At 26.6% G+C, this 12513-nt stretch carries 7 protein-coding genes; 3 read left to right on the top strand and 4 right to left on the bottom strand.

What is annotated here, in order from left to right:
• The first annotated feature begins 286 nt into the window (after nucleotides 1–286).
• Nucleotides 287–1411, top strand: coding sequence for a Fic family protein (locus ACERKK_RS06185; protein ID WP_373772215.1), 1125 nt, complete (start codon nucleotides 287–289; stop codon nucleotides 1409–1411).
• Between the two features lie 234 nt (nucleotides 1412–1645).
• Here the strand turns inward: ACERKK_RS06185 and ACERKK_RS06180 are convergent, their stop codons facing one another.
• A complete protein-coding gene (locus ACERKK_RS06180; protein ID WP_373772214.1) occupies nucleotides 1646–2401 on the bottom strand; it encodes a hypothetical protein in 756 nt (251 codons plus the stop codon).
• Between the two features lie 184 nt (nucleotides 2402–2585).
• Between ACERKK_RS06180 and ACERKK_RS06175 the strand changes: the two genes are divergently transcribed.
• Together ACERKK_RS06175 and ACERKK_RS06170 are read left to right on the top strand one after the other, a co-directional pair.
• Entirely contained in the window at nucleotides 2586–4940 is a 2355-nt protein-coding gene (locus ACERKK_RS06175; RefSeq protein ID WP_373772213.1) for an autotransporter outer membrane beta-barrel domain-containing protein, read from the top strand.
• Nucleotides 4941–4981: 41 nt separating this feature from the next.
• Complete coding sequence (locus ACERKK_RS06170; RefSeq protein WP_373772212.1) at nucleotides 4982–7315, top strand: HD domain-containing phosphohydrolase; 2334 nt, start codon at nucleotides 4982–4984, stop codon at nucleotides 7313–7315.
• A gap of 484 nt (nucleotides 7316–7799) precedes the next feature.
• Here the strand turns inward: ACERKK_RS06170 and ACERKK_RS06165 are convergent, their stop codons facing one another.
• The 3 genes from ACERKK_RS06165 to ACERKK_RS06155 form a co-directional block, all read right to left on the bottom strand.
• Nucleotides 7800–10244: a methyl-accepting chemotaxis protein gene (locus ACERKK_RS06165; protein WP_373772211.1), complete on the bottom strand. Its 2445-nt coding sequence runs from the start codon at nucleotides 10242–10244 to the stop codon at nucleotides 7800–7802.
• 405 nt (nucleotides 10245–10649) lie between these two features.
• Nucleotides 10650–11828 (bottom strand): glutathionylspermidine synthase family protein, encoded by a 1179-nt coding sequence (locus tag ACERKK_RS06160; RefSeq protein ID WP_373772210.1) that lies wholly within the window; start codon nucleotides 11826–11828, stop codon nucleotides 10650–10652.
• Nucleotides 11829–11831: 3 nt separating this feature from the next.
• On the bottom strand, nucleotides 11832–12479 hold the full coding sequence (locus tag ACERKK_RS06155; RefSeq protein ID WP_373772209.1) for a UPF0323 family lipoprotein: 648 nt from the start codon (nucleotides 12477–12479) through the stop codon (nucleotides 11832–11834).
• Between the last annotated feature and the right edge of the window lie 34 nt (nucleotides 12480–12513).

The raw sequence follows: 12513 nt of genomic DNA, 5'->3' as shown, positions 1-12513 counted from the left end.
GAAGTTGAAACTCTTGAATAACCTACATTCATAATAAATCCTTTGTATTGAACTTATTATTTATCTCATATATTAGATGAATTGTAAAGTAATGTCTCTTTTCCTAAAAAGAATAGGATTTGATGATACAACTAATCATAGAGATAATTAAAAGAACTTCTTCCAATAGATAACTTGATAAAAATTCCATTTATACGTAAATATATCTTTTTCGTACAAATTATTGTGCGTAAAACTTGATTTTTCGTATAATTTCTATTATAATACTATTAAAAAGGCATTATCCATGAGCAAAAGATGGATATGGGAATTTGAAAATTACCCATCATTTAAATACGATACAATGCATATCAATCCATTAATAAAAGATATTACATTCTTACAAGGATCACTTTCAACTCTTTATTCTTTTGCATCAAAAGATAAGATGCAAGAAAAGTTAGCAGATACGTTAGCAGATGAAATTATTAGTAGTTCTGCAATAGAAGGAGAGTTTTTAAATAGAGATAGTGTAAGAAAATCTATTGCAAAGAAATTAGGTATTGAAGAATTTGCAAATACTGATTATGCAACCGATGGATTAGTAAGTATATTATTTGATGCTTGTACTAATTACAATGATGATTTAGATATTGAAAGAGTTGAAAAATGGCATAGTGCTATATTTCCAACAGGAAGAAACCATGAAGGAACTATAATTAATGTAGGAGATCTAAGAGGAGACTATGAAATGATAATAGGAGGAAGTGGCCCTAAAGAAGTAGTTTACTACCAAGCTCCTCCACACGATACTCTTTTTGATGAAATGGTAGATTTCTTTAAATGGTTTAATAATACAGAAGATGGATTAATTAAAGCTGCAATTGCTCACTTATGGTTTTTAATCATTCACCCTTTTGATGATGGGAATGGAAGAATTGCAAGAACAATATCTGAGTATGCATTAGCTAGAGTAGAGAACTCATACTATTCAAAGATATATTCTATTTCAAAGACTATCTATAATAAAAAGAAAGACTATTATGAAGTTCTTGAAAAGACCACAGGGTTTAGAAAAAAAGACGAGCCACTAGATATAACACTATGGTTAGAATACTTTTTAAAAACCCTATTAAAATCACTTGAAGAAGCAAAGACAGGAGTTCAATATATAATTGATAAAACTAAGTTTTGGGATACTCATAGAGAAAAAGAATTAAATGCTAGACAAATTAAGGTTTTAAATAAAGTTCTTGATATAGGAATTGAAAACTTTGAAGGTGGCATCACTAAATCAAAGTATGTATCCATCACTAAAGCCTCTACATCTACAGCTTCAAATGATTTAAAGCAATTGCTTGACTCGAAATGTATTAAGCAAATAGAAGGAACTAAAGGAAGAGGAACAAGATATACTATAGTTTCAAAATAAAAGTCTTAAATCGCACTATTATATTTATCACCATATAGTGCAGGTTGTTGAACTTGTTTTATAACTTATCTTTGTAGCAATCTTATCCATATTGTATTTTATAATATATTTAGTATTTCTCTTTATCATATAAAGTTGAGCCAGATCACAAGAATGACTGATAGTTATACTAATTTATATATTTTTAACTGTGATATTTATATGGAAAAGATAAATATATAATCAGAAATTATTTTAATATTTTTGAACTATCAAACTTGTTAAATATTCAGAGTAATCTAATAGATTTTCCCTAGGTATATCTTGACCTATTTTACTAATAGTTCTTTTTGCACTATTGTACTCATCTGGCATTAGAGTTTTAATAGTGAAAGTAATAGCTACTTTTTTCATTCTATTTTGACCTATTTCCATTACTATTGGGAAAAATAATTTATCGATAACAACATAATCCTCTATAGTGGAAAATAATTCGTCCTCTGTCATATTAGAAGTAAAAGCTTTCATTTTCTTCTCCAACATATTAAAACACCTTAACACAAAAGACTTTATCATAGAAGACAAATATTGCTTAACTTTTTCAGCAGAATTCAGTTTGTTTATATCGCACCTTTCAAGTAATCTAACTAAAGAATGATATGAAAATTGTATAAATATTGATTTAAAAACTACTCCTTGAATTAAATCAACATATATATCAAACCCTACATACTTATAGTCATCTTCATTAAAGATATTTTTTTCTTCGTAACTTTTATTAATTACAGTTACATCTGCACCGACAAATTCCCAATTTTGCGTTTCTATTTTCTTTTGTTCCAAAATAATAAAATGTTTTTGATTTTTTACACTATTTATAAGTCTTCTTACTTTGATTTTTCTTTTTAAGTTGCTACCTATTTTAAAATAATTAATTTTTTTTTCTCCTTTAAAACTTTCAATTATTTTGTTTATAGCTTCTTTTTTATGGTTACTTTCTAAAATTTCCAAAATCTCCTCCTTACTATATAAGTATTTATATTATCAATATTACACTTAATACTATTTATAATTCAGAAGAAAAGAAAGTCACAAAATTTGTGCTAAAAATAACAGGTTGTTGAACATTCATTTGTGAATCTATAATTAAAAAACTATTTGATAAAATTAATTATATAAAAACTGGATGGTTAAAATGTCAAAAAAATCAATATTACTAAAATTATCAATTATTGCTTCTTCAACATTTAGTTATGCAGATGTTACTTTAGAAAATTTAAATTTCTATAATAATACAAATGCTTATACTTGTGCAACAAATGCTGCTGGAACAAATTGTACAAATATGGCAACAATACCAAATTTACTAGCCATAAGAAGTGGAAATCCTTTAAAAGCACTTATTGTAGATTTAACTACGACAAATGATTATTTTGTATCTACATCACGAAATGCTGAGTTTACATATACCACAAATATACAGAGTTATCTTGAAAATTTAGTAATAGATGGAACAGGTTTAGTTAATCCTATATTAAATACCTCAAATCAAGAACTTACTACTTTTTCTCTTGCGGGGAGAGAATTCAGTGTAAAAAATTTAGAGATAAATAATGCTACTTTAAAATTGTATGATAATGGAGGTTATTCAGTTGTTAGATGGCTAATGCGAATAGGAGATACTTCTGATTACAGTACAAGTTATATTATTCTTAATAATGGACATCTAGATATTGAATCAGGTGCAGATATATTTAAGATAGAAAATCCTTATGAAGTGATTTTACATAGTTATGGTTCGAGCTCTATTAATAATTGGATTTCAAATGACCCAGTAAATACACCATTTTTATTTAATATTAATACAGGTTCTGATTTCACATTGAATACGAATGGAACTATTTTAAGATTGAATAAGGGTGGAGCTAATATATATGGAAACTTTATACTTAGTACTTCAGGTTTAGCTATCACACCAAATAATACAGGTGTTAATATTTATGATGGAGGAACTTTAACATTAAATAATACAAATATCACTGTTAATGGAAATGTCAATGTAAGAGGAACAACTCCAATCTTTAATATTAATAATACAAGTACTTTTGATATATCAGGATTTAATTTTAGAATTAATACAACAACACCTACTTCTTCAGATAAATTAACTTTTTCTGATGTATCGTCTAATTCAAATCAACAAATACTATCAAATAATAAAGTCAATATAGAGGTAAATCCAATGAATGCTGGAACTGTACCTTCTGATTATGATGGAAAAGTTTTTAAAGTAATAGACAATCAGAATTTAGGAACAACATATACAAATACTCAAATAAATAGTATGTATGAATTTGTAGCTGGTGGAAATTTACCTGTACTTACGGATTTAACCTTAGGTACAGATAATAGTTATGATATTGTTCTAACAGGAGCTACTCTTCCTGTATCTTCATTTAAAACACACAAAGCTATAAATACTGTAAACAAAACTGCAGGAGCAGCTCTTCTTGTAAATGCAATAAATACAACTTCTAATCCAAGTATTACATCAGCACTAAATAGTTTAACAAATGCACAAGCATCTTCAAGTGTAAACTCAATTCATGCAGAACCTTATTCTTCATTTATAACAGTAGGGTTAGAACAAATAGATTTAGTAATATCTTCAGTACAAGATAAAACAGAAAAACATTTTTCTAATAATAAGAACTTTTGGGTAGACATGTCTTATGTAGAAGGTGAGGTAAATGGTGAAAATAATTTAGGAAACTTTGACTATAAATTAAAAACTTTTTTACTTGGAAGTGATATTATTAAAGATGACAATTTTAATATAGGTGTCTTTACTGGATATGGATATTCCAATATGTCAGAACACGATTCAGTAAGTCAATCGTTTAGTTCTGATAATTTTCATTTAGGATTATATGCATATAATAAACTGAATAGTAACAGTCATTTGACTGGAATGATGGGATACACTTATGGTAGAACTAATACAGAAAAAAATGTTGTTTTCACGACATTGTCAAATCAAAATAAAGCAGAATATAATTCTCATTCAATATATTCATCGATTGAATTTGCTTATGATATAAATAGTTTTAATAATGTAAAACTATCTCCAAGTATAGGACTAAATTATGCCTATTATCAACAAGAGGAAATTAAGGAAAAAGGTAATGATAGTAGGTTAATTATTGATAAAGCAGATGCTCATATGATAGTTTCATCGTTAGGGATAAATGCCAAGTTCAATTCGTTTGAAAATTTCGAAAATCTTTTTCCAACGATGTTTGTGAAGTACGAACATGATTGGTATGCAAATAAAAACAAGGAACATACTATTGATGCAGCATTAGCTATTAATCCAAACTATAAAGAAAGTTTTGTTGGACAAAATAGAGGAGCAGATAGTTTGCATTTTGGTATTGGACTGGAGTCTAAAGCATATAATAATCTTGATATTTCAGGTGGAATAGTTAGTAGTCATAGTGAACATGGGGAAGAATTATCTTTAGGGATTAATATAAAGTATAACTTTTAGTATCATGTATTTTTATAGTTAAGTTTATTAAAGGTTTGAATATGTGTTTAAATAATTTCTCCATAAAAATAAAACCTACAATTTTAGGTTTGTTTTTTACAGTTACCGCAATTGTTGTAACAGTTATGCTAATTATGCAATATAATTTAAGTAAAAAAATTGCATTAGAAAGTACTCAAGAATCATTTAAACAATTATCTATAAACCTTAAGCAAGAAGTTTCTAATTATATTAAAAATAGTGAATCTTTTATTCGCTTAATTGAGAATGTTCCTTCTGTAACTGAAAAACCAATTCCAAATGTTAGACATCAGATTTTAGATCTTTTTGTTTCTGATATAAAAAGCAATAATTATATTTATTCAATATATGTAGGTCATAAAGATGGTACATATTATGAACTTATAAATCTTAATGAAGAATATAAAAGTAGTTTTGATGCACCCAAAAATGCTTCTTGGCTAATAATTAAAATCATTGAAAATATTGAGTATAAAGAATATTTAGATAAAAATTTAAATCAAATAAAATCTATAAAAAATGATAAAAAATATAAAGTCACTCAAAGACCTTGGTACAAAGAAGCTATATCTTCCACAAGTTCAATAAAAACAGAACCATATTTGTTTAAGTTTTTAAATAAATATGGTATTAGTTATACAAAAGAAATAAAAAATAGTGATGATATTGTTATTGGAATTGATGTAACACTAAATAATATAGATAAATTAATAAGTAAACAAAAACTAGTTGAAGATAGTGAAGTTTTTTTATTTGATGCTAATGGTGAAATTATTACTTATAACAAAGTATCAAAAGGTAAGATTAGCGATAATAAAAGTTCATTAAATCAAAATACACTTGATAAAAAATTAACCAATAATCAGTTTTTTTATAATAAATTTTCACTTTTTGATAATAGTGAATCCCTATATATAATCTCTCCAATTGAAAATATAATGGAACCATACATAAAAGAAATTTATTGGTTTGTATTGATTTCATTTATAGTATTTTTAATTATTGCCATACCTTTGATTATTTTAAGTTCAAGTTTGATTATTAATCCTTTACATAGAATCGTAAAAGAGAATGAAAAGATTCAAAAAAGAAAATTTGATAAAGTTAAAAGTATTCCTTCTTATATAAAAGAGATTCATGATGTTTCTGATTCTTTATGGAAAATGTCAGTTTCAATAAAAGCTTATGAAGAGAATCAAAAAGAACTTATGGATTCTTTCATAAAACTAATAGCTACTGCAATAGATGAAAAATCAAAATATACAGGTGGTCATTGTAATAGAGTTCCTGAACTTGCACTTATGATTATAGATGAAGCAAATAAATGTGAAGATGGTATTTTTAAAGATTTTAAAATAAATAGTGAAGATGAATATAGAGAGATAAGTATTTCTGCATGGTTACATGATTGTGGAAAAGTTACAACTCCTGAGTATGTTGTTGATAAAGCAACAAAACTAGAAACAATCTATAATAGAATACATGAAATAAGAACTAGATTTGAAGTTATTTATAGAGATCTAATCATTGAGTCTTATAAAAAAGAGTTAAAAGGTGATAATAAACAAGAAATAGATACTTGGCTTCAAAAAGAACAAACTAATTTAAAAGAAGATTTTGAGTTCATTGCTAAAATGAACTTAGGTGGAGAATTTTTAAAAGATGAGTATAAAGAAAAAATTAAAGTTATAGCGTCAAGAACTTGGTTAAGAAATTTTGATGACAAAGCAGGTTTATCAAGAGAAGAAAGAATCAGATTTGAAAATAAAGATGAAAGTTTACCTATATTAGAGAACTTATTGTCAAATAAAAGCTGGCACATAATTAAGAGAGAAGATTGGGCTAATGATGATTCTAAATATGGATTTAAAACAGAAATACCAAAAAATCTATATAATCAAGGTGAAGTTTATAATTTAACGATTTCAAAGGGAACTTTAACCGAAGAAGAAAGATATAAAATCCAAGATCATATAAAAATGACAATCAAAATGTTAGAGCAATTACCATTACCAGAAAACCTAAAAAATGTGCCATTATATGCAGGTGCTCATCATGAAACACTAATAGGTACAGGTTATCCAAAACAACTAACAAAAGATGATATGCCAATACCATCAAGAGTTTTAGCCTTAGCTGATGTTTTTGAAGCACTTACTGCCTCTGATAGACCATATAAAGATAGTAAAACTTTATCAGAGTCTATAAAAATACTAAGCTTTATGGTAAAAGACCAACACCTTGATAAGGATATTTTTGAATTATTCTTAAAAACAGAAGTATATAAAAGATATGCTAAAGAGTATTTATTAGATGAGCAGATTGATGAGATACAAATAGGTGATTATTTGTGATTGATTGTCAATATATATAATATTAATTCAAATTACTTAACCGGTAAGTAATCTACAGCAGTAATCATACAATACTTACAAAGATATTATAATGTCTTTAGTCTATTTATATTATCTATTGGAAAATACTAGAAAATAGCTGAATAATAAGGATTAACAGTATCTCTGAAGTTAACCATTCCTCAACCTCTAATTTTTGAACACGAAGCAGTTATATTAGTTTTCCGTGTTACACAAAATGTTCAAAAAGTAAAAACTACAAAGTTCAACAAATCTAAAGGGATTTTGGAACAAAAAAAGATGAGCTTTTAAATCATATATTTAAAGCTTCATCCAATCTACAATTCTAAATAGGTATTGAGTACTTTTGAAAATCAATTCAAAAAATGCTATACAATCTGATAAATAATAATCTAATTCATCGAATAGATTATATATTATCAGACTTGTAAGTTGTATCATAAGGCTCTTTTACTTAGGATTTTTAAAAACTTTCCCACTCATCATGTGAAGTTTTTGAAACAATAGTTCTAGGTTCTACTGCTTTTTTATTTGTTTGTATTTTATTATCCGAACTACTTTTAAAAGTTCTTGCTTTTGTATCTTCTTTTCCATGAAATTGTTTTTCATCTGCATTTTTTACAATTAGTGTTGCTATTTGATTTGTTTCAATTGCAACAGTATTTGTAGTATTTGCAATATTTACATTTTCTTGTGTTTGTTGGTCAAGTGTTGTAACTGCATCATTAATTTGTTCAATACCTTCAAGTTGCTCTTTAGATGCTGATTGAACATTATTGATTAAATCTAATGTTTTTATAATATTTTCATTTAATCCTGCATATCCACTAATCATACTATGAGCAATATCTTTTCCTTCATTTGCTTTTAAAGTAGCATTTTCAACTAATATTTTAATCTCTTTAGCAGCATCAGCACTTCTATTAGCAAGGTTTCTAACCTCTTGTGCAACAACTGCAAAGCCTTTTCCTGCTTCTCCTGCTGTTGCTGCTTCAACAGCTGCATTTAGAGATAAAATATTTGTTTGGAATGCAATTTGATCAATAATAGAGATTGCATCATTTATTGAATTAACTTGCTCATTTATTTCATCCATTGCAGTATTTGTTTTAATAGCTAAATTTTGACCTGATGTTGCAGAAGTAGATAACTCATTTGCATAAGCAGACATTTTGCCAACATTTGATGTATTACTTCTTATATTTCCTGTCATCTCTTCAAGAGAAGCTGCTGTTTGTTCTAATGCAACTGCTGTTTCATTTGAATTTTTATTTAATGTATTTACATTTGAAAGTAAAATATCAGAACTATTTTGCAGTGTTAAACCATTTGATTTATTTTCAATTAACATTGTAGTAATTGAAGAACCAAGGTTATTAACACCATTTGCAAGTTTTTCTAAATGTTGTTTTAACTCTTTTGAATCAACTTTATTTAAATAGTTATAATTTGAGTATTCTTCTAAAATATTTAGAACATTATCAATATTGTTTTCCATATTTTCACCCATTTTATTTAAAACATTTTTTAATTCCATTAAAGCAGGGTTAGAAACAGTTATATTCAATCTTTGACATAAATCACCTTGTTCAAACTCTCCTAAAACGGCTATTGTTTCATCAATAAGTTTTCTATCTTCTTCAATACCTTCTTTTGTAAGAAGAATATTTTTATTTACAACTTTTGCCATTTTCCCAATTTCATCATTTGTATCGCAATCAAGCATATCAACTTTTGAAGTTTCTCTATTTAGATACTTAAAGAAATTTAATAAACCATTTTCAAAGTTATGAATAGGTTGAATTATAGTTTTACTTGCAGCATATCCTACAATTAAAGATAAAATAATTGTTACAAAAATTGATATTATTATAATTTGAAAAATTACACTATTTATTTGTTCTTGTGCAGTTATTTCCATATTTTTTATTTCATCTTCTATTTCATCAACATAAATTCCAGTTCCTATAACCCAATTCCATGGCTTAAATAATGTAACATTTGATATTTTTAAACCATCTTTTTTCGTTGAAGGATTAAAAAATGAGTATCTTATAAATACAGAATCTTTTTTTGTAGAGTTAATTTTATCAACGCCAAGTTCTACAAACGGTACATCATTGTTACCTTTGAAGTTTTGGTTTATTAGCTCTTTTTTTATTGGATGCATAATCATATTATAATCTAAGTCATTAATCCAAAAATATCCAGCTTTTGCATATCTCATTTGTGATATAGTTTTTAAGGCTTCTTCTTTCATTGATTTACTAATATCATCAAGATATGCACCTGTTCCTATAATCCAATTAAATGGTTTAAACGTTTTTACAAGTGATATTTTAGTAAAAACATCTCCTTTTAGTTTTTGCTCATATTGAACAAATCCTCCACCAACTTTTCCTTTTTCTATAAACTCATCCCAGTGTCTAACACCTTTTTTACTTTTACCATTTAGGTGTTCTTTTAAAGGATGCATTACGATATTTGTATCAAAGTCATTAATCCAAAAATATCCATTTTTACCATATCTAGCAGCTTTTATTGTTTCTTTAATCTTATTTTCAAGCTCTTGTTTTGAAAGAGTAACTTTATACATTTCATACTCTTTATTAATTATAGAAAATAAAAATTGAATATTTTGTTCTAAATTATCTTCAACTAAATGTTGAAGTTTATCTTTTTTAGTTCTATCATAATATGAGGTTACTGTTTCCATAGCTAAGTGAACATATGATTGTAATTCTTCTTCTTTTTGAGCATAAGCATCTTTTTTGAATTTAGCAATATTTTTTTGCGTTAATTCCTTGATAGAGTAAATAGATTTAAATGATATAATTGTTGAGATAATAACAATCGTACCAAAAACCAAACTTAATATTTTAGTCTTAATTGACAAGTTTTTTAACACCTTAATCCTTTATTATCTTAGTTAAAAGAAATGAAATAATTATTTTGTGGATTTTATCTTATTTTGTATTAAATAGTAATATTAAATTACATTTTTATGAGTAAAAATAAGATATAAAAATATTTTGTGTTAATTAGTAGTAAAATAGAGTATTTGAATACAAAGAAGACTTATATTTAAAATAAAACCTACTATTGGAATCCACATAGGATATGAAATAATACCATCAACTTTAGGTTCTTTTTGTTTGATTCTAATTAATGCTAGATTCATTAAAGCAAAAATAAAGAGATATCTCTTTTTAGTGGAGTTTTGTTATTTGCTTTCATCTAAAATCCTTTAGTTGAATACAATAATTATAACATAAACGCCACTATTTAAAAGTATGAGTTAATAATATCTTAATTATTTAATTATATGTCCCACAAACTTAGACGTATTATTTAAGATCTTTTCACCTCTTCTAAAACCTAAAGCACAAGCTTCATAAGCATAAAATACACCAGCTTGGTATGTTACACCATTTTCATCAGTATTAAGCTCAACATACTCTTGATAGATTGCTTTATGACCTTCATAATCACCACTTGTTTCTACATCTATACTTCCATCTTCATTTATGATTTTAGTATTTGCACCTTCTCTTCCAAAACATCTTTTTTCAACTTGTTTTTTACCTTCAAGAGGTTCAAATGAAGTTTCAAGTAAAAGAGGGTGATTTGGATATAAATCCCAAAGAATTTTCATAAATCCTTTTGATTGGAACATTAAAGTATAAGCAGGATTAAAAATAATTGCTTTTTTCTCTTTTATAATATCTGCTAAAATTAAAGCTAATTCACTTTCATCAATTGCAATATCTTCCCAAGGAATAAGTTTAAACCAGAATTCAAAACTTTGCTCATTTGCAAAAATGCCTTCATCCGCAAATTCAACATTTTCAATAACTTCAAAATCAGTATTAAATCCAGCTTCACTTGCAATATGTTGTAATAATCTTGTTGTATTTACATCTTCACTTGAACCTGAAATTGATGAAAATAATATTTTCCAACCTAAATCTTTATAATACTCTTCAAAATTTTCAATATCAGAATCTAATGTAATAATTCTTTTAAAGTTATCTTTTAAAGCATCATAAAGATTGTTAAATTGGCTAGATTCATCTAAGCCATTTGCTTTTAATAATGCCCATTGAATAATCGCTGTTTCAAAAAGTGAAGTAGGTGTATCTGCATTAAACTCAATTAATTTTATAGGTTTTCCATCAATTCCACCTGCTAAATCAAATCTTGAATATAAATGCCAATGAACATCATTTTCCCAAGAATCTTTAATTGTTTCTACAAGATTAAATGGAATATTAATTTCGTGAAATAAATCATTTTCAATTACATATTCACCCGCTTCACAAAACATATCATATAAGTCATTACAAGCTTCATAATATGTATTTGCTTCACTTTCAGTAACTTCCACTACTTCATTTGAAATATAAGAAGAGTTGTCTTCGTCTGTATGCCATACAAAACCAATTGATTCTAAATACTCATCTGTTAAGGGTTCTAATTTTAATAAATTCATTTTTTAACTTCCAAATGACGAACTTCTTGTCGAAGTCGATGATGTAGATTTGCTTCCAAAGAAGCCACTTTTTTTAGCTGTACTAGTTTTATTTGCTGAACCTGATGGTTTAGAAAAAGAACTTTGTGATTTACTATAAGTTTGAGGAGATTTATATTGTGTTTTTCTTTGATTTTGATAATTTTGATTATTAAATAGTTTATTTCCTAACCATGAACCAATCATAGCCCCAGCAATTGAAGATAATAAAACTCCACCAAGTCCCATTCCTCCATTACTAACTTCTGCACCATTAGGATTAGTTAATGCAGATGTTCCATTATCAATCTTTTTTTCTTCTTCTTTTACTAGTTTATCAATTTCTGCTTGACTTAAGATTCTTTCACTACCATCTGGTTGTCTTAGAACAATAGTTGTTTTAGAAGAAGGAAATTCATCAGCAATTGCATATCTTCCATCTTTTGATTGTTCAATTACAACAAATGCACCTTCTTTTTGACTTGCATTTGAAAATGCAGCAGATTGTCCTTGCTGTTGCTGGTTATTTGTACTACTATCACTACATCCAACAAGTCCTGTTACTAAGATTGCTCCTAATCCACCAACTACGGCATAATTTGATATTTTTTTAATATTATTATTTTTTTTCAATATTAATCCCTTTTTTTATACATTATTCTTCTTA

This window comes from Poseidonibacter sp., from assembly GCF_041821165.1.
GTDB lineage: Bacteria > Campylobacterota > Campylobacteria > Campylobacterales > Arcobacteraceae > Poseidonibacter.
This window is presented reverse-complemented; position numbering and strand designations above follow the sequence as displayed.